Consider the following 18,452-nt stretch of genomic DNA (forward strand, 5'->3'; position numbering starts at 1 on the left):
ACCAAGGACATACCGATGAAGAAATCCCTCTCCGGCCTGCTGGCCTGCGCAGCCCTCGCCTGGTCCGTTTCGGCGGGCGTGGCCAGCGCGGCCGAGCCGGCCCCGGCTGCGCTGCCCGGACACTATTACCTGCAAGGCGTCATGGAAGCGGGTTCCGAACTGCTGCTGAAAAAGGACGGCACCTTCGAATGGATGCTCAGTTACGGCAATACCGACGAGCAAGCCAGCGGCGAGTGGCGCGTTTCCGGCGACCTGGTGACCCTGGAGGCGGGCAACGGCGGCAAGGAGCCGCAGTTTCGCGTGTTCGAGGAATCGGAAATGCGCATCCAGAAACCCGCCGAAGCGGGCGTGTGGGTGGCCATCGTCGGCTACCCACAGGTGGGGCCGATGCCCGGCGTGGAAGTGAAGTTCGAAGCGCAAAGCGGCAAGACGGCCACGGCCGTCAGCGTGGCGAACGGCGACGCCATCGTCCGCATGCCGGCGTCGGAACGCTGGGTGCGGGCCGGCTTGCGCCGCCAGGGATCGAAGGCCGACTATCAATGGCTGGCCGTGCCGCCCGCGCGCGCGCAGGAACGCATCGCCGCGTTCGCCGTCACCGACGCCAAGTGGTTGCGGGGCCAGGCGTTCCAGAAGCTGGCCTTGCGCGTCGTCAAGGGCGGGCTGAAGGTCGACGATGCGGACAACGGACTGGCCAGGGGCTTGTACGCGAAACCGGCATCGAAGCAATAACCTTCCCCCCTCGTTCCATTCTCCAGGCACGCCATCCTGGTCAAGCATATTGACCAGGACAGCGCTGTTTGCGCCCGCGCACGCCCGTGCGCCGTTGACACCCCGCACTGTCTGTCCTATAGTCGCCGGGTTAACGACAAATGAGAATGAGAATCATGTTCAGTTCTATCAAGAAATGGCTCGTGTGTTATCCGCTCGTGGCTGCCAGCCTCAGCCTGTTACTGGCCGGCGGCGCGCAAGCGCAAGTGGCCGACCAGGGCGCCGGCGCCAAGCAGTTGTGGCAATTGATCGATTATGTTGCCGTCGATTACAGCGGCGCCGTCGAGCACGGCAAAGTGGTCAGCGAGGCGGAATACGCGGAAATGCTCGATTTTACGGACAACGCGACGACGCAGATCGCCGCCCTGCCCGCCCACGCCTCGAAGGCGGCCATTGCCGCCGCCATCGCCGACCTGCGCAAAGCGGTTGTCGCCAAGGCGGACGGCGTGGAAGTCAAGCGCCTGGCGCACCACGCGAACGGCTTGCTGATTGCCGCCTACCCGATACCCGTGGCGCCGAAAGTGCTGCCCAACCTGGCGCGCGGCGCGGCCCTGTATGCGGCCCAGTGCGCTTCCTGCCACGGCGTGGCCGGCGGCGGCGACGGTCCCCTGGCGGCCAGCCTGGAACCGAAACCGATCGCCTTCACGGATGCCGAGCGGGCGCAGTCGCGTAGCGTGATGGCGCTGTACCAGGTCATTTCGCAAGGCGTGGCCGGCACCTCGATGGCCAGTTTCGGCCAGCTGTCCGAAAACGAGCGCTGGGACCTGGCCTTCTTTGTGGGCGGCATGTCGCACGACGCGGCGGCGCGCGCGCACGGCGAAAAGCTGTGGCAAGACGATCCGCGCAGTAAAAAGCTGTACGCGGACCTGGCCGCCGTGACGACCCTGACGCAGGAAGCGGCGGCGGCCAAGCTGGGCGCGGACGAGGCGCATGCGCTGACGGCGTACCTGCGCAGCCACCCGGACAAGGCCGAGGCGCACAAGCCCACGGGCCTGGCCCTGTCGCGCCTGCGCCTGGCCGAAAGCCTGGCCGCCGTGCACGCGGGCGACCGCGCGGGCGCCACGCGCCTGGGCCTGTCGGCCTACCTGGACGGCTTCGAGCCGATCGAGCCGATGGTCGGCGCGCGCAACAAGTCCTTGCTGCTGGCCGTGGAAAACGCCATGCTGGCCTACCGTTCCGCCGTTGCCAAGGGCACGGTGGCCGACGCCGAAGCGGCCGGCGACAAGCTGCAGCAACTGTTTACCCACGTGGAAGCGGAGCTGGGCGACGCCAAGGCCGAGCCGATGACGACCTTTATCGGCGCCCTGACGATCTTGCTGCGCGAAGGCGTGGAAGCGTTGCTGATCGTGATCGGCATCATCGCCTTCCTGCGCAAGGCCAAGCGCAACGATGTCATGCCCTACGTGCATGGCGGCTGGATCAGCGCGCTGGTGGCGGGCGGCCTGACGTGGGTGGCGGCAACGTACCTGGTGACCATCAGCGGCGCCAGCCGGGAAGTGAGCGAAGGGCTCGGTTCCGTGTTCGCCGCCCTGGTCCTGCTCAGCGTGGGCTTGTGGATGCACCAGAAGAGCAGCGCCGGGCGCTGGCAGGAATACCTGCACGAGAAACTCACGGCGGCCATGACGCGGCGCTCCGCCTGGGGCCTGTTCGCGCTGGCCTTCATCGCCGTCTACCGCGAAGTGTTTGAAACCGTGCTGTTCTATTCCGCCCTGGCGGCGGATGGCAACGGCGGCGCCCTGCTGGGCGGCTTCCTGGTGGCCATCGTGCTGCTGGTCGTCATCGCCTGGGCCTTGCTGCGCACCAGCGCCCGCATGCCTATCGGCAAGTTCTTCTCGTGGACGTCCGCCTTCGTGGCCGTGCTGGCCGTGATTTTGATGGGCAAAGGCGTGGCCGCGCTGCAGGAAGCGGGCTGGATCGGCGTCACCCCCGTCGACTTCATGCGCATCGACTTGCTGGGCATCCTGCCGACGGCGGAAACCCTGCTGGCGCAGGCGGCCATCCTGGCCATCATCATCGCCGGCTATGGCTGGAACCGTTACTCGGCAGGCAAGCACAAGCTGGCCTGACCCTGTGACGCCCCGCAGTAACTGAAAGCCCCCGGTAGCTGCCTGCAGCTACCGGGGGCTTTTACATTACGGCCGCTTATCGCGTCATTGCCCCTGGGGATTTGGCAGCGCTGTGCACTTTCACCCCTGCCAGCCAGGTTTCCTCCACCACGATGTCGCGCAGCTTGCGCACGTTCTCGTCCAGCGGGTCTTGCGCCAGGATCACCAGGTCGGCCCGCTTGCCGGCTTCCAGCGAACCGACCAGATGATCCATGTGGCAATGCCAGGCGGCATCGAGCGTAACGGCACGCAATCCCGCCATGCGGCTGATGCGCTCGTCCGGATTCAGCACCTCTTTCCCTGGCGCCCCTTCCATGGTGCGGAACACCGCCTGCTCCATCATGCGCAAAGGGCCCAGCGGCGAGACGAAATGGTCCGAGTGCAAGCTGATGTGCATGCCCGCATTCAATGCCGAGTAGCAACGGTCCAGCAACTGGGCCCGCTCCTGGCCAAAGATGGTTTGCTGGAACGTGTGTCCCCAATAGCCGACGTGGCCGATGAGGAAACTGGGGTTCAGCTGCAGTGTCGCCATTTTCGTGATGGCCTCATCATTCAGCAGCGAGGCGTGCTCGACGCGCAGGCGCAGCTGGCGCCGCTTTTTCGCCTCCTCTTCGCTGATGCCGCCCGGCCGTGGCGTCAGTACCTTGTCGTAGCTGTGCAGCACATATTCCACTGCCTTGTCGCCGTTGGCGTGCACCAGCACGGGCCAGCCGCGCCCCACCGCCTTGTCCAGCATGCGGGAAAACACGGACGTGTCGGGGTAGTTGCTCAAACCGGTGGGCGGCACCTCAGGTATCGCGTGTTCATCCGAGCAGGCATAGGGCTGGCTCTGGTAACCGGTCAAGCCCTGGTTGGAGCCGTCCGCGATCAGCTTGATCGCCTTGATGCTGAAACGCTGGTCGCCGTGGTTGTCCAGGTCCGGCTTGTAATGATCGAGCCAATTGTCGAGTGCCTTTTCGTCGGGTTTGGTGAACAGCGCGGCGCCGATGCGCACGGGACCGAGATGCGCCGCCAGCTTGAGCAAGCCGATTTCCACCAGCGGCGCATCGGTGGCGCCCAGGCCCGCGTCGAAGACGCTGGTGAAGCCCATGGCCGAGGCGTTGTCCAGCACCTGCTTCAGGCACGCGATAAATTCCGGCAGCTTGGGCAACGGCGCAACCTGCAACGCCTTGGCGATCCTGATTTCGGTCAGCACGCCGGAAGGGCTGTCCTCGATGTTCGCCGCCTTCAGTGCCGCAGTATTGAGATAGGCCAGGTGGCCGGACGAGTTCATCAGCAGGATGGGTACCGTGCTGCTCAGCGTATCGAGCTCGCTGGCGGTGATGTCTTCCCATGACTGCATCAGCGAAGGATCGACGCCGAAGCCCAGCACCCAAGGGTTGCCTTTCTTGTCTTTCGGCAGCTGGTCCGGCTGCCCCAGCGCCGCGCCAATCCGCCAACTGATGCTCTTGAAACTGTATTCCGGATCCAGTTCCTGCTGCCGGGGTGCGGCCTGGAACGGCGTGAGCGACAGCCAGCTCTTGTACAGCGCACTGGGCAGGATGTGCATATGGGGTTCGACGAAGCCCGGCAGCAAGGTGCGGCCGTCCAGGTCCACCTCGCTTGCCTGGTGCGGCTGCATGGCTTGGCGCACCTCGTGCAGCGTGCCGGCGGCAATGATGGTGCCGCCGGCGATACCCAGCGCCGCCACCTGGTCGCTGCCATCCGCAGCCATGGTATGAATGTTGCCGTTATGGAAAATCGTCGCTTGCGGCGTCAGTTTCTGGGCGTGCTGGGGATATGCCTGCTGGAACGCCGCGTCCAGTTCACCGCTGAGTGCGGTTCCCGTCAACAGGCCGCTTGTCAGCGTAGGCAGGTGTGGCAGGTTGCAGCAGGCGCAACCGAGGTGGTCATGGCTCATGCAGATTCCTATCAGAGGTTAATGATTTAAATCAATGAAGTCATCCTTTATTCCGGCTCGAATATACCCAACAACAGAATATCGGAAGAACGCAACGCCTGGACTGGCTTGCTTGTTGCCAGTAACTTTTTTCGAAGCATAACGAATTGCCGATCAAAAAAACTCAAACATTGTCACGTTAATGCAAAAGGCGGCGCGGCTGATTTCCATTCCTTGCCTTGCATTTATTTTTGCCATGTTCTTCGATATAGTTTCCCTGAAGGAAATATATGGCCATTTATCGAAGAGTGACAATTGAATAGTAAATCTTTTAAAAATCCGACTATATTCAGCATTGCAGTGATGACACCGGCCGCCCGGATTCCGGCCGCATCCGCAATAGCCCATCCATTGAACGCAGCACCAACGAAAGCTTACCGATGAAAATTCAACGCGCAACAACCTGGTCGCTTGGTCTTATCGTGGCAGGCGCCCTGTTCTCTTCCCATGCCTATGCGGCGAAAATCCCCGATTGCGGCAAAAGGGAACCGAGCAAAACCCTGCCCACCCCGCAAAATAGCGAATACGACGCATACCGCAACGCGAAAACGAGCGCGGTGGCGGGCGGTCCGGGCAATACCGTCTTCAATAATAATGAAAAGCGTCTCCCTGCCGCCGGCAAGGACGAGATTTATTATGAATATTATCTGGGCATCGGCGGCGATGGCGGAGCAGGCTCGCATCGCGCGGTATTGCTCGTGCAGACTCCGGCGGGCAAACGCAAGCTGGTGGAACGCTATTACACGCAGGACCACTATGCTTCCTTTTGCAGCCTGAAGAACTAATCGTTCTTCTGTATATTCAAGCGTCTATTCAAGCGGCTCAGGCAAATGTCTGCTGCCGCTTGAAATACCCGTGTATCAGGCTGAATATTCAACTGCGCTGACTGCGCCTATTTAAGGGATATTAGCGTATGCCCGCAGAACAGGCTTTGATCTGCAACAATTCATTGCCCTCCGTGTCATTCGCCATATTCCTTATGTCAACGGCCCCAGCCAGTCGTGGAACCCGTCCGCGGGCAGCGCCACGGCGCTGAAATCGAACGCCTGCAATTGGTCCTCCCGTGTCGGCACCGGGTTCGGAAATGCCGCGCCAGGCGCCCGAAGTGCGGCGCGCCGCCGCCATCCCCCGCCAGCAAGGTCAAGCCGGTGCGCGCTGCCAGCAGGCGCAGCGCATCGCCTGCACCGTGTTGGAAATTGCGATATGATGACCATCATGCAGAACTCACCCAACAAGTCAGCGGCCAAAATCACGGCGCAAAGCCGCAAGGAAGCCACCCACGAACGCATCGTCGAGGTGGCCACGCGCGCCATCCGCCGCAGCGGTTATGCGGGCACGGGCGTGGCCGACATCATGAAGGAAGCGGGCCTCACGCACGGCGGCTTCTATGCCCACTTCGCCTCGCGCGACGCCCTGCTGGCCGAAGCGGGCGACCGCGCGGGCGCCGAATCGGTGGCGCTGGCGGCCAGGGTGGCCGCTGCCGCCCCGCCTGGCCAGGCCCTGCAAGCCATGCTGGCCGCGTATCTGTCGCCCGAACACATCGCCGCCATCGAGGTGGGCTGCCCCGTCTCGGCGCTGGGTTCGGAAATGCCGCGCCAGGCGCCCGAAGTGCGGCGCGCCGCCACCATCCACATCAAGGAAATGATCGACCTGTTCGCCCGCCAGTTGCCGAACTGGGGCCAGCCGGAAGCGCACGCGCAAGCCATGGCGACGGTGTGCGCCATGATCGGCACGACCATCCTCGCGCGCGCCGTCGACGAACCGGCCCTGTCGGACGCGCTGTGCGCGGCCACGCTGGCGCACTTGCAAGCGACCAGCTAATCGCACCGCCCGTGGCGTTGATCCGTCCCGGGCTTTTTTTCAAGCAACAATATGACGATCATCATATTCCACTTCCAAAACTGTCAACCACTGAAGGAACTGCCATGAAAAACAAGATTGCCCTGGTTACCGGCGCCTCGTCCGGCATCGGCGCAGCCACGGCCCAGCGCCTGGCGCAAGCGGGCTATACGGTGTACGGCACCAGCCGCCGCGGCGACCAGGCGGCCGCGCCCGGCCATGCGATGCTGGCGCTCGACGTCACCAGCGATGCGTCCGTCGCCGCCGCCGTGGCCGAGCTGATGCGGCGCGACGGCCGCATCGACCTGCTGGTGAATAACGCCGGTTTCGGCGTGGCCCCGGCGGGCGCCGAGGAAAGCAGCATGGCGCAGGCGCAAGCCATCTTCGACACGAATTTCTTCGGCGTCGTGCGCATGACGCAAGCCGTGCTGCCGCACATGCGGGCCCAGGGCGGCGGGCGCATCCTCAATATCGGTTCCGTCGTCGGCTTTTTGCCCATGCCTTACGGCGCACTGTATTCGGCCACCAAGCACGCCATCGAGGGTTACACGGAATCGCTCGACCATGAAGTGCGGGGCTGGGGCATCCGCGCCAGCGTCATCGAGCCGGCCTATACGAAAACCACGTTCGAAGCCAATCTGCTGGCGCCCGACACCCCGCTGTCCGCCTACCGGCAGGTGAGCGCGGCCGTCACGCGCCGGCTGCAAGCGCTGATGGCCGCAGCCGATGACCCTGGCGTCGTGGCCGATACCGTGCTGGCGGCGGCACAGGCAAGCCAGCCGAAATTGCGCTACACGGCCGGGCCGCTGGCGGCGCGCCTGCGCCTGATGCGCCGCTTCCTGCCCGCCGCGCTGCTGGACGCCGGCTTGCGCAAGGACCTGCGCCTGGCCTGAGCCCCGGCGTCCTTTTCAGCTATCAGGGAGAACTTCATGCAAGCATTGCAACTCAAACAATACGGCGGCCCCGATCACGTGGCGTTTACCGAATTGCCCCGCCCCACTCCCGGCCCCGGCGAACTGCTGGTGCGGGTACGCGCCGCGGGCCTGAACCCCATCGACAACCTGATTCCCAAGGGCGACTTCAAGCCGATTTTAAAAATGCGCTTGCCGGCCACCCTGGGCAGCGACCTGGCCGGCGTGGTGGTGGAAGTCGGCAGCGGCGTCACGCGTTTTCAAGCGGGCGACGCCGTGTATGCGAGTATTTTCGACACGCAATACGGCAGCCTTGCCGAGTTTGCCGTCGTGCCCGAGCAGGCGGCCGCGCTGAAACCGGCGAACCTCGATTTCGTGCAGGCGGCGTCGATTCCCATGGTGGGCCTGACGGCCTGGCAAGCCATGCAGGAACGCATGCAGCTCACGGCCGGCCAGAAAGTGTTCATTCCGGCCGGGTCCGGCGGTATCGGCACGTTTGCCATCCAGCTGGCCAAACACCTGGGCGCCCGCGTGGGCACCACCACCAGCACGGCAAACGTGGAGCTGGTGCGCGGCCTGGGCGCCGATGACATCATCGACTACAAGCAACAGGCATTCGAGGACGTGCTGCGCGACTACGACGCCGTGCTGGGCACGGTGCGCGGCGACGGGCTGGAAAAAGCCTTGCGCATCGTCAAGCCTGGCAGCCACGTCGTCTCGCTGGTCGGCCCGCCGGACGCCGCTTTCGCCCGCGCGCGCGGCATGAACGTGGTGCTGAAGCTGGTATTTGGTTTGCTCAGCCGCAAGATCATCGGCCTGGCGACGCGGCGCGGCGCCAGCTATGCCTTCCACTTCGTGCGTCCCGACGGCAGCCAGCTGGCGCAGATCGCCAGCCTGCTCGAAGCGGGCACCATCCGTCCCGTCATCGACAAGGTGTTTCCTTTTACTGAGGCAAAACAGGCGCTGGCCTACCTGGCGCAGGGGCGCGCGCGGGGCAAGGTGGTGGTGCAACTGGCCGTGCCTTGAGTTACCCCTGGATTGCTTTTTACGCCGTGACTATGTGTGAGTTTTTTGTTGGCAATTTCCTCCATACTCGTTGTCAACCCCATGCCTATTGATACCGCTCAATCTCCATAAAGGTAGCTCATGCGCTTTTTCCGGAAATGCTGCTGGCTCGCGATCACCCTGGGGGCCGGCATCGGCCATGCCGCCGAACCGGGCGTCACCGAGACGCAAGTCCGTCTGGGCATGGTCAATGCCCAGACGGGGGCGGCGTCGGGGCTGGGGCGGGCCATGCTCGACGGCGCGACGGCCGTTTTCCAGGAGGCCAACCAGCGCGGCGGCATCCATGGCCGCAGCATCGAACTGGTGGTCGCCGACGACGGCTACGATCCGGACCGCGCCATCAGCGAAACGCTCAGACTGGTCGAGGAAAAACAGGTGTTCGCCCTGTTCGGCAACGTGGGCACGCCCACCACCAACGCCGTCATACCGATCGTCCAGGAAATGAAGGTGCCGCTGGTGGGCGCATTTACGGGCGCGATGACCTTGCGCCGCCCCGTGGTGCATGAAATCATCAACTTCCGCGCCAGTTATGACGATGAGTCCGATGCCCTGGTGCAGTATTTCACCAGCCGGGGCGTCAAGCGCTTTGGCGTCCTGTACCAGGATGACGGTTTCGGCAATGCCGTGCTCGACGGTACCGTGCGCGCCCTGCAGCGGCGCGGCATGGCGCTCGTTGCCAAGGGTTCCTTCCAGCGCGGCACCACGGCCGTCAAGGCGGGCCTGGCGGCGCTGATCGGGCATGACCTGCAAGCGGTGGTCATGGCCGGCCCCTACACGCCGGTGGCGGCGTTCGTGCGCGAGGCCAGCCAGGCCGGGCTGAAGGCGGCCCTGTCCACGGTGTCGTTTGTCGGCACGGACAGCCTGCTGCAACTGCTGGGCAAGGAAGGCGACAACATCGTCATTTCGCAGGTAGTGCCCCTACCGGAAGAGCACCGGCTGCCCATCGCCGCCGACTGCGCCGCCCTGCTGGCCAGGCACGTGCCGGCTGCCAGGCTGTCTTTTGTCAGTTTCGAAGGCTGCATCTCGGCCACCCTGATGGTGGCGGCGCTGCGCCGTGCGGGCGCCGACCTCACGCGCGAACGCCTGATCCGCAGCTTCGAAACGTTCGACCGGCTCGATCTGGGCGGCTTGCGGGTGACGCTGGGTCCGGACAACCACCAGGCGTCGACGGCCGTCTTCCTGACCCGCATCGCCGACGGCAGGATCGTTCCTGCCGACCCGGTGCCCGGCGCGAAGTGATGCGCGCGTCCCTCTCCTGGAGCCTGGCATGAAAATCAGGACCAAGCTGATCATCAGTACCACCGTCCTGCTGGCGGGCGTGGCGGCCATGGCGGCGGCCAGCCTGCTGCTGGTGAAAGGCATCGAAACCCATGTGCACGGCTTGACCGACCGGACCGTGCCGCTGTACACGGAAGTGTTGCGCCTGCGCTATACCGTGCAGGATATGGCGTCGGATTTTTTCGAACTGGGCAAGGCGGAAGACCTGGCGCAGCTGGAGCAGGTATCAAGCAAGATCGTCGCCAATATCCGGACCGCCGAGAGCATCAGCCAGGACTTGCGGCGTCATGGCGAGTCGCAGGCGCCGCGCTATCACACGGCCTTCGAACAGGAATTCCAGCGCATGCGCGTCGCCGTGCGCAAACGCCTGGAAAACGAGGCCTATTACAAGGCGCAGGCGACGCAGATGCGGCAAGTGCTGGCGCAGATCAAGGCCGCCGCCAAGGCTGCGCGGGGCAAGATCCGCCTGGTCGACAGCCAGGCCCAGGCCACGGCCGCCGAGGTGCAACTGGAAAGCCAGCGCCTGAACGAGAACGCCCGCTACCTGACCGACCTGCGCAAGAGCATCCACGACATGCAGATCGCGCTGGCCGAAACGGAGGCCGTGAAGAACCGTTTCCGCATCGCCCCCTTGCGCGAGCGCCTGGCGGCGGCGATGGCGCACCTGGCGGGAACCAGCGAGCGCGACATCAGCCTGGCGCAGCAGGCGCTGCGGGCAAAACTGCTGGCCACGGCGCGCCAGATGCTCGATCCCGCCGCCGGCTTGCTGGCCTTGCGCGCCGGTCTGCTGGCCGAGGGCGGCGCCAGCGCGGCGCAGCAGGCCGCCTATGCCGCCCTGAAGGAGCACACCAGCGGCGCCCTGGCCAGCGCCCACCTGCGCCTGGCCGAGGAGCTCGACCCCATCGAACTGCAGCTGGCCATCGGACGCGATCGGCTGGCGGAGGCCGGCCGCTACATGCACACCTCGGCCCGCATCGAGGATGCCAGCGGCGAAATCAACCTGGCCGTCGACGCCATCAGCATCGACGTGGGCGAAGTCATGCTTGCCACGGCAGCCGGCGACGTCACGCGCCTGGGGCAGGATATCGCGCAACGCATCAGCGCCCTGCACCGCGACATGGCGACCATGCAGACCTTGCTGCAAAGCATAGGCCAGCTGGTCCTGCTGGCCGAAACGCGCGGCGTCAACACCCAGCTCGATGCGGTGGAGCGCGCGGGACAGCGGCTGGTGCAGGCCAAGAGCAGCGTGCTGGACAGCCAGACGGCGCTGGACGAGGTCATCGCCCACGTGCGCGCCTTCGAGCGCGAGCAGGCCGCCTATTCCACGCAGCAGGTGGCGCGCATCACGGGCCAGCAGCAGGACGCGGTGGCCAAGGTGCGCGAGGGCGTGCGCCATGCGTTCGTGCTGATCTTCGGCATCGCGCTGGTCCTGCTGCTGGCCTGCGTGGCCATCACCGGACTGATCAGCGCTTCCATCGCCAGGCCGCTGGCGCGCCTGTCCCATGCCATCGCCCATATCCGCGACGGCAAGGCGCTGTCGGTGCGCGTGGCGCAGCATGGCAGCGATGAACTCGGGCAGCTGATCCTGGGCTTCAACGGCATGCTCGAGCACGTCGAACAGCGCGACCTGGCGCTCAAGCAGGCCAAGGCCGAGGCCGACGCCGCCAACCGCGCCAAGTCGGCATTCCTGGCCAAGATGAGCCACGAAATCCGCACGCCGATGAATGGCGTGCTGGGCATGACGGAACTGCTGCAGCGTACAGAACTGAGTCCCAAGCAGCAGCGTTTCGTGCACACGGTGCACCGTTCGGGCGAAAGCTTGCTGAGCATCATCGACGATATCCTCGACTTTTCCAAGATCGAGGCGGGCAAGCTAGTGCTCGAACACATCCCCTTCGACCTGCGCCAGGTGATCGACGATGTCGTGGCGCTGTTTGCCAACGGCATCCAGCGCAAGGCCATCGAATTTACCTGCCGCATCGCCGCCGACGTGCCGCAGCACGTGCGCGGCGACCCCGTGCGGCTGCGGCAGATCCTCACCAACCTGCTCAATAACGCCACCAAGTTCACCGAGCGGGGCGAGATTGCCGTCGATGTCAGCCGCCCCGCCGCCGGCCAGATCCGGCTGGAAGTGCGCGATACGGGCATCGGCATGACGCCGGAAGCGGCAGCGGCCGTCTTCCAGCCCTTCCGCCAGGCCGACAGCACCACTTCGCGCAAATACGGCGGCACGGGACTGGGCCTGGCCATCATCAAGCAACTGGCGGAGATGATGGAAGGCAACATCGTGCTGAAATCCGTGGCGGGCCAGGGTTCCAGCTTTGCCGTCACCGTCGCCGTGGGCAGCGTGGCGCCCGGAGACGCGCCGCCGCCGCCGGCGCTGCCCGGCCTGCGCGCGGCGCCGGACACTGCCGCCGCAGGCCAGGCGCCGCTGCGCATGCTGCTGGTGGAAGACAATGCGATCAACCAGGAAATCGCCCTGGCCATGCTGGAAGATAGCGGCTACCAAGCCACACCGGCCGACAACGGGCGGCGCGCGCTGGCCCTGTGGGAGCGGCAGACCTTCGATGTGATCCTGATGGATTGCCAGATGCCGGAAATGGACGGCTTCGAAGCGACCCGGCGCTTGCGCCGCATGGAAACCGAGCAAGGCCGCGTCCGCACGCCGATCATCGCCCTGACGGCCAATGCCATCCTCGGCGACCGCGAACTGTGCCTGGACGCGGGCATGGACGACTATCTCGCCAAGCCGTACACGCGCGCCGCCCTGCTGGCCGTGCTGGCCCGCTGGCGTCCGGCGTCCGCCGCGCCGCCGGCAGCCGGGACGGCGGCAGCCATAGAAACGGCGCCGGCCCCGGCGGAAGCGGCCGCCATCCTCGACGCGGCCGCCCTGCAAAACCTGCGCGCCATGCGGCGTCCCGGCCGTCCCGACGTGCTGGGCCGCATCATCGACCTGTTCTACAGCGACGCCCCGCGCCTGCTGGGCCAGCTGGAAGTGGCGGCCGAGGCCAGCGACGCGGCAGCCCTGCAGCTGGCGGCGCACACGCTCAAGTCGAGCTGCGCCAACGTCGGCGCGCTGGGCCTGTCGGCCACCTGCCGCGAAATCGAACAATACGCGCGCGGCAATGACGTCGGCAGCGCACTCAACCATATCCGCGGCATCCAGCAAGAACTCGACCGTGTCCTTGCCGCCCTGGCCCTTGAGAAGGAAGCCATATGAATACCGCACTGCCCCCGCAACCCCTGGTCCTGGTGGTCGATGACGACACCATGACGCGCATTTTGGTGACGGAAGCGCTGGAGCCGGAAGGCTTCCGCATCGAGGAAGCGGCCAGCGGCCTGGAAGCGCTGGCCGCCTTCCAGCGCGGCGTGCCCGATTTGATCCTGCTCGACGTCGCCATGCCCGGCATGAGCGGCTTCGAATGCTGCGCCCAACTGCGCCGGCTGCCCGGCGGCGCGCACGTGCCCATCGTCGTGCTGACCGGCAACGACGACGACGACTCCATCAAGCAGGCGCTGGAAGCGGGCGCCAGCGATTTTATCTCCAAGCCGATGCAATGGCGGCTGCTGGCGCACCGGCTGCGCTACCTGCTGCGGGCCAGCAGCGCCCTGACCGAGTTGAGCCGCATCCAGGAAAGCCTCAGCCACGCGCAGGCGCTGGCCCGCCTGGGCAACTGGGAATACCGGGTCGCCGATGGCGACGGCTACTGGTCGCCGGAACTGCTGCGCATCCTGGGCCTCGATGCCGATTCCGGCCCCACCAGCTTCGAACGCCTGCTGCAATGCCTGCCCGAAGAGCAGCGCCCCCTGCTGCTCGATGCCTTCATGGAACTGCATGCCAGCGGCACCAGCTACGGCCTGGAACACAAGGTGCTGCAGCCGGGCGGCGGCGAATGCATCGTCTTTCACCAGGCCGAGGCCGTGCGCGAAGGCCATCAGGTGCTGCTGATGCGCGGTACCGTGCAGGACATCACGGAACGCAAGCTGCAGCAGCGGCGCATCGAATACCTGGCCAACCACGACGCGCTGACGGATTTGCCCAACCGCCAGTTGCTGAACGACCGCATCGGCCAGGCCATCGCCCATGCCCGCCGCACCCGGCTGCACCTGGCCACGCTGATGCTGGATCTCGACCGTTTCAAGTTCGTCAACGACAGCTATGGCCACCCGGTGGGCGATGCGCTGCTGCAGGAAGTGGCCCGCCGGCTCAAGCTGGCCGTGCGCGAAGGCGACACCGTGGCCCGCCAGGGCGGCGACGAGTTCGTCATCCTGCTGACGGACTTGCCCGATAGCGACACCGCCGAAGACATCGCCAAAAAGGTGCTGGCGGTGTTCGCCGATCCCTTCGTGCTGGGCGAACATACCTTGCACGTGAGCACCAGCATCGGCGCCAGCGTGTTTCCGTCCGACGGCGACAGCGGCGACATGCTGCTGAAAACGGCCGATGCCGCCCTCTACAGCGCCAAGGACAAGGGCCGCAACGGCTATCAATTCTACAACCACAAGATGGGCGTGCTGGTGGAAGAGCGCGCCGAAATCGAGCACGCGCTGCACCAGGCGCTGGCGCTGGGCGAGCTGGAACTGCACTATCAGCCCAAGGTCAACCTGGTCAGTGGAAAAGTCTATGGCATGGAAGCGCTGCTGCGCTGGCGCCGGCCCGGCATCGGCATGGTGCCGCCGGACCGCTTCATTCCGCTGGCCGAGGAAACGGGCATGATCGTGCCCATCGGCGAATGGGTGCTGCGCACGGCTTGCGCGCAACTGGGCGTCTGGCATGCCTACGGCTTTACGCATCTGACGATGGCGGTGAACGTGTCGGCGCGCCAGTTCCGTCAGGCCGACATGCCGCAACTGGTGCGCGAAGTGCTGGCCGACAGCGGCGTGCCGGCCCACTGCCTGGAACTGGAGCTGACGGAGAGCGTGCTGATGCAGAACCGCGACCTCGTGGTGAAGGCGCTGGAACAGTTGAAGGAAATCGGCATCACCTTGTCGCTGGATGACTTCGGCACCGGCTACTCCAGCCTGTCCTACCTCAAGCAGTTCCCCATCGACGTCGTCAAGATCGATCAATCGTTCATCCGCGACGTGACCGACAGCGTGGACGGCGCGTCGCTGACCCGCTCCATCATCGCCATGGCCAAGTCGCTGCGCATGACCACGGTGGCCGAGGGCGTGGAAACGGAAGCACAATTGGGATTTCTCAATACCAACCACTGCGACGCCATGCAAGGCTATTACTTCAGCCGCCCGCTGCCCGGCGCCGAGATGGATCTGATGTTGTATGCCGGCACCCATTTGCCGCCCGAAAACTGCCACGCCGACGCGCCGCAACGCGTGCTGCTGCTGGTGGACGACGAGGAGCATATCCTGTCTTCCCTGCGCCGCTCGCTGCGCAAGGAAGGCTACCAGATACTCAGTACCAGCAAGCCGCAGGAAGCGCTGGAACTGGTGGCCGCCCACGCGGTGGGCGTGATCCTCACGGATGCGCGCATGCCGGGCATGTCCGGCAGCGAGCTTTTGCGCCGCATCAAGGGCGTCTATCCGGAGATCGTGCGCGTGATGTTGTCCGGCTACCCTGAATTGCATTCGGTCACGGCAGCCATCAACGAAGGCTCGGTGTACAAGTTCATCACCAAACCGTGGGACGAGACCCTGCTGAAAGACCATTTGCGCGAAGCCTTCCAGCGTTTCGAATCGGGCGTGCAGCGCCCGCCAGTGGGGCCGCATGGCATCGAGATCAGCAACCGTGCCGCCTAGGCGCGCCACCGGGAGCCATCATGCAGGAGCTGCTGTTCTTCGAAGGCTTGCGCGCCCTGGCCGAAGCCGCCTTTCCCAAGCATTGCGCCTGCTGCGGGCGCGTCTTCGCCACGGCGGACGAGTTCATTTTGCAGACGCAGGCGATGCGCCAGAATGTTTCAGGGCTGAAACAAAGCTTCGATGACAACAACGTGGCCATCGTCGAGGTCTACCGCAACTGCCTGTGCGGCTCGACCCTGATGGACTTCTTTTCGGACCGGCGCGGCACGTCGGAAGCCAGCCAGCAACGGCGCCAGCTGTTTGAGCGCCTGTTGCCGCTTCTACAAGAAAAAGGCATGGAACGGCACGCGGCGCGCGAATATCTGCTGCACGTCGTGCGCGGCCAGCTGCCGTGACGGGGCAACTGGCGTATATGATGCCGCCTGTACACACTGACAGGAAAAGGCCGGCGGCGGACCATGACAACCATAACACAACGATTGCAGGAATCCGGCGTCGATGCCGGGCAAGTAGATGCCTTGGCGCAAGATATTCAACAGAAGAAATATGGCCCCTTGCTGCAGCAGTTGCTGCTGCGCGGCCTGTGGTCCGACGTCGTCGACGAGTCCATGCCACGGCCGCAATGGCTGGAACGCTGGCGCGAACTGGGAGAATCAGGCTTTCCCTTCATCAACTCCCCTGCCCTGCAGCGCCTGCTGGACGCCGGCGTCGACGTGCATGACCTGACGGACGTCGTGCGTTCCGCGCAGGTATTGACTATCTATAACATCGCCCAGCTGGTCGACGAGCCTTGCCGCGACCTCGGTTACGACGTCGCCGATGCCCCCGACGTGCATCTGGCGTATGTGGATGAGGCCGGCGCGCCGCACCGGCCCGGCAGCCTGCATGATGCGCTGGAAGAAAGCGATCCGGCAGGCCGCCACGGCCAGCCCCGTACACTGGAACTGCGCCAGTTCGGCGGCTTGCCGGGCGAATTGCAGAGCGAAATCAAGGACTTGCTGGCGCAAAAAGCGTGGTCGCAGGCGGCCGTCCTGTGGAAGCGCAGCGTCGGCGGCGAGCTCAAGCAGTGCCTGGCGACGGTGCAGAGCCTGGCGCGCCAGCTGTAGCGGCGGTTATCGCCTGCGTTACCAGTAGCCGAGCACTTTCCACCAGGTCGTGCCCACGACGGCAAAGATCAGCAGTTCCACCACGCACATGATGAAGCCGACCCGCCACCAGTTGCCCATCGTCACGAAGCCGCTGCCGAAGATGATGGGCGACGTGCCCGTGGCATAGTGGGTCAGAGTCATCATGATGGCCGAGCCGGCCGTCATCATCAGCATGAACGGCACGTGGTATTCGGCCGGGATCAGGTGCAGGCCCACCGTCAGGAAGGCCAGCAGCATGGCGCTGATGTGGGCCGTCGTGCTGGCAAAGAAGTAATGCGAGAAGACAAACACCAGCACGAGAACGCCGGCGATCGGCAGCCAGTCCATGCCGCTGGCGACAATCGCCGCCTTCATGCCGGCCGAGAACCAGGCGATCACGCCCGTCTTGTTCAGTTGCTCGGCCATCATGACCAGCGCGCCGAACCACACGAGGGTATCCCAGGCGCTCTTTTCCGACAGCACGTCATCCCAGTCGATGGTGCCGGTAATAATCAGCACGAACAAGCCGACAAAGGCGACCACCGTCGCATCGAGCGAAAACGCGGGGCCGAACAGCATGGCAGGCACGTTAGCCCACAGCAAGAGCAGCAAGGCGAAGGTGCCCAGCATGACTTTTTCCGACGGCGACAGCGGGCCCATGCTTTTCAGTTCCGCCTTGGCATAGGTGACGGCGTCGGGCGTGGCTTTCAGTTCCGGCGGCGACAGCCAGTAGATGATCAACGGCATCGCCAGCAGGCAGACCAGGCCCGGCAGCAGCATGCACAGGGCCCAGGTCGTCCACGTCAGGTGGAAACTCTGGCCGCTGGCCTTGGCCACGAAGTCGACCACCAGCGGGTTCGGCGCCGTGGCCGTCAGGAACATGGCCGACGTGATCGGGTTGGCATGGTAGTTGACGAGGGCCAGATAGGTGCCGACTTTCTTTTCCGTGCCCTTGGCCGGGTCCGAGTCGAAGGCGTTGGCGATCGATTTCATGACGGGGTGGACGATGCCGCCGCCGCGCGCCGTATTACTTGGCGTAAATGGCGCCAGCACCAGTTCGCAAATCGCCAGGCCATAGCCGATGCCCATGGTGCGCTTGCCCAGCAGCGAGATGAACAGCAGGCCGATGCGGCTGCCCAGCCCCGTCTTCTTCAAGCCGCGCGAAATCAGGATCGCCACGACGATGAGCCAGATCAGGGGATTCGAAAAACTGCTGAGCGCATCCGTGATGGCGCCCTTGGACGAGGTCGACGTCACTTGCGACAAGGACACGATGACGATGGCCATCATCGCCATCACGCCGATCGGCATGACTTTCAGGATGATCGCCAGAATCGTGGTGAGGAAGATCGCGACCAGGCCCCAGGCCTTGGGCGTCAAGCCGTCCGGCGCCGGCAGCAATAGCATGCTCACCAGCAAGGCCGTGCAAATCAGGGCGGGAACGAGGCGGAATGGGACGGCTTCCTTGAAATGCAGGAACATGTCGCGCACTGTTTTATACATCTTTATTACCTTTCGCTGTGGGTCAGGCATCCTCGCGGTCGGAATCGTGCACGCAGATTCATGGGCTGGAAGGCGCACAAACCACGCGCCCGCAAGATGACAGATGCCCAACAATTCTGTTCGGCAATATCATACACGCAAGGCTGGTGCGCCCCCGCCC

General features: G+C 64.8%; 14 protein-coding genes. 12 read left to right on the top strand and 2 right to left on the bottom strand.

Annotation, left to right across the window (positions count from 1 at the left end; all coding sequences use genetic code 11):
* Nucleotides 1-15: 15 nt before the first annotated feature.
* Both BZG29_RS15485 and BZG29_RS15490 read left to right on the top strand, forming a co-directional pair.
* A complete protein-coding gene (locus BZG29_RS15485) occupies nucleotides 16-729 on the top strand; it encodes a hypothetical protein (RefSeq protein WP_077404526.1) in 714 nt (237 codons plus the stop codon).
* A 155-nt stretch (nucleotides 730-884) separates the two neighbouring features.
* Nucleotides 885-2,834, top strand: a complete 1,950-nt coding sequence (locus BZG29_RS15490; protein ID WP_150130933.1) for a cytochrome c/FTR1 family iron permease — start codon at nucleotides 885-887, stop codon at nucleotides 2,832-2,834.
* 76 nt (nucleotides 2,835-2,910) lie between these two features.
* Here the strand turns inward: BZG29_RS15490 and BZG29_RS15495 are convergent, their stop codons facing one another.
* Nucleotides 2,911-4,773 (bottom strand): amidohydrolase, encoded by a 1,863-nt coding sequence (locus tag BZG29_RS15495; protein WP_077404532.1) that lies wholly within the window; start codon nucleotides 4,771-4,773, stop codon nucleotides 2,911-2,913.
* Between the two features lie 419 nt (nucleotides 4,774-5,192).
* On the opposite strand from BZG29_RS15495, the gene BZG29_RS15500 reads away from it, so the two are divergent.
* From BZG29_RS15500 to BZG29_RS15540, 10 genes are all read left to right on the top strand, one after another.
* A complete protein-coding gene (locus tag BZG29_RS15500) occupies nucleotides 5,193-5,597 on the top strand; it encodes a ribonuclease domain-containing protein (RefSeq protein ID WP_077404535.1) in 405 nt (134 codons plus the stop codon).
* 278 nt (nucleotides 5,598-5,875) lie between these two features.
* Nucleotides 5,876-6,019, top strand: coding sequence for a hypothetical protein (locus tag BZG29_RS28515; RefSeq protein WP_253192596.1), 144 nt, complete (start codon nucleotides 5,876-5,878; stop codon nucleotides 6,017-6,019).
* The gene (locus tag BZG29_RS15505) at nucleotides 6,016-6,633 is read left to right on the top strand and encodes a TetR/AcrR family transcriptional regulator (protein ID WP_077404538.1); all 618 of its coding nucleotides are present in this window, start codon (nucleotides 6,016-6,018) and stop codon (nucleotides 6,631-6,633) included. Before BZG29_RS28515 ends, BZG29_RS15505 begins: the two co-directional genes overlap by 4 nt.
* 104 nt (nucleotides 6,634-6,737) lie before the next feature.
* Entirely contained in the window at nucleotides 6,738-7,544 is an 807-nt protein-coding gene (locus BZG29_RS15510) for an oxidoreductase (protein ID WP_077404541.1), read from the top strand.
* A 36-nt stretch (nucleotides 7,545-7,580) separates the two neighbouring features.
* Entirely contained in the window at nucleotides 7,581-8,588 is a 1,008-nt protein-coding gene (locus BZG29_RS15515) for an NADP-dependent oxidoreductase (RefSeq protein ID WP_077404544.1), read from the top strand.
* A gap of 120 nt (nucleotides 8,589-8,708) precedes the next feature.
* Nucleotides 8,709-9,866, top strand: coding sequence for an ABC transporter substrate-binding protein (locus tag BZG29_RS15520; protein ID WP_077404547.1), 1,158 nt, complete (start codon nucleotides 8,709-8,711; stop codon nucleotides 9,864-9,866).
* Between the two features lie 28 nt (nucleotides 9,867-9,894).
* Complete coding sequence (locus BZG29_RS15525) at nucleotides 9,895-13,125, top strand: hybrid sensor histidine kinase/response regulator (RefSeq protein ID WP_077404550.1); 3,231 nt, start codon at nucleotides 9,895-9,897, stop codon at nucleotides 13,123-13,125.
* Complete coding sequence (locus BZG29_RS15530; RefSeq protein WP_077404553.1) at nucleotides 13,122-15,662, top strand: EAL domain-containing protein; 2,541 nt, start codon at nucleotides 13,122-13,124, stop codon at nucleotides 15,660-15,662. Before BZG29_RS15525 ends, BZG29_RS15530 begins: the two co-directional genes overlap by 4 nt.
* Before the next feature lie 20 nt (nucleotides 15,663-15,682).
* Complete coding sequence (locus tag BZG29_RS15535) at nucleotides 15,683-16,057, top strand: hypothetical protein (RefSeq protein WP_077404556.1); 375 nt, start codon at nucleotides 15,683-15,685, stop codon at nucleotides 16,055-16,057.
* Nucleotides 16,058-16,120: 63 nt separating this feature from the next.
* The gene (locus BZG29_RS15540) at nucleotides 16,121-16,768 is read left to right on the top strand and encodes a hypothetical protein (RefSeq protein WP_150130934.1); all 648 of its coding nucleotides are present in this window, start codon (nucleotides 16,121-16,123) and stop codon (nucleotides 16,766-16,768) included.
* Nucleotides 16,769-16,786: 18 nt separating this feature from the next.
* Here BZG29_RS15540 and BZG29_RS15545 read toward each other — a convergent pair whose 3' ends face one another.
* Nucleotides 16,787-18,292, bottom strand: coding sequence for an anion permease (locus BZG29_RS15545; protein WP_077404561.1), 1,506 nt, complete (start codon nucleotides 18,290-18,292; stop codon nucleotides 16,787-16,789).
* Between the last annotated feature and the right edge of the window lie 160 nt (nucleotides 18,293-18,452).

This window comes from Janthinobacterium sp. LM6, from assembly GCF_002002885.1.
Classification (GTDB): domain Bacteria; phylum Pseudomonadota; class Gammaproteobacteria; order Burkholderiales; family Burkholderiaceae_D; genus Janthinobacterium; species Janthinobacterium kumbetense.

Excerpts from the sequence above, each read along its gene's own strand:
- BZG29_RS15485 (WP_077404526.1), top strand. The coding sequence starts at position 16 with ATGAAGAAATCCCTCTCCGGCCTGCTGGCCTGCGCAGCCCTCGCCTGG.
- BZG29_RS15490 (WP_150130933.1), top strand. The coding sequence starts at position 885 with ATGTTCAGTTCTATCAAGAAATGGCTCGTGTGTTATCCGCTCGTGGCT.
- BZG29_RS15495 (WP_077404532.1), bottom strand. The coding sequence starts at position 4,773 with ATGAGCCATGACCACCTCGGTTGCGCCTGCTGCAACCTGCCACACCTG.
- BZG29_RS15500 (WP_077404535.1), top strand. The coding sequence starts at position 5,193 with ATGAAAATTCAACGCGCAACAACCTGGTCGCTTGGTCTTATCGTGGCA.
- BZG29_RS15505 (WP_077404538.1), top strand. The coding sequence starts at position 6,016 with ATGATGACCATCATGCAGAACTCACCCAACAAGTCAGCGGCCAAAATC.
- BZG29_RS15510 (WP_077404541.1), top strand. The coding sequence starts at position 6,738 with ATGAAAAACAAGATTGCCCTGGTTACCGGCGCCTCGTCCGGCATCGGC.
- BZG29_RS15515 (WP_077404544.1), top strand. The coding sequence starts at position 7,581 with ATGCAAGCATTGCAACTCAAACAATACGGCGGCCCCGATCACGTGGCG.
- BZG29_RS15520 (WP_077404547.1), top strand. The coding sequence starts at position 8,709 with ATGCGCTTTTTCCGGAAATGCTGCTGGCTCGCGATCACCCTGGGGGCC.
- BZG29_RS15525 (WP_077404550.1), top strand. The coding sequence starts at position 9,895 with ATGAAAATCAGGACCAAGCTGATCATCAGTACCACCGTCCTGCTGGCG.
- BZG29_RS15530 (WP_077404553.1), top strand. The coding sequence starts at position 13,122 with ATGAATACCGCACTGCCCCCGCAACCCCTGGTCCTGGTGGTCGATGAC.
- BZG29_RS15535 (WP_077404556.1), top strand. The coding sequence starts at position 15,683 with ATGCAGGAGCTGCTGTTCTTCGAAGGCTTGCGCGCCCTGGCCGAAGCC.
- BZG29_RS15540 (WP_150130934.1), top strand. The coding sequence starts at position 16,121 with ATGACAACCATAACACAACGATTGCAGGAATCCGGCGTCGATGCCGGG.
- BZG29_RS15545 (WP_077404561.1), bottom strand. The coding sequence starts at position 18,292 with ATGTATAAAACAGTGCGCGACATGTTCCTGCATTTCAAGGAAGCCGTC.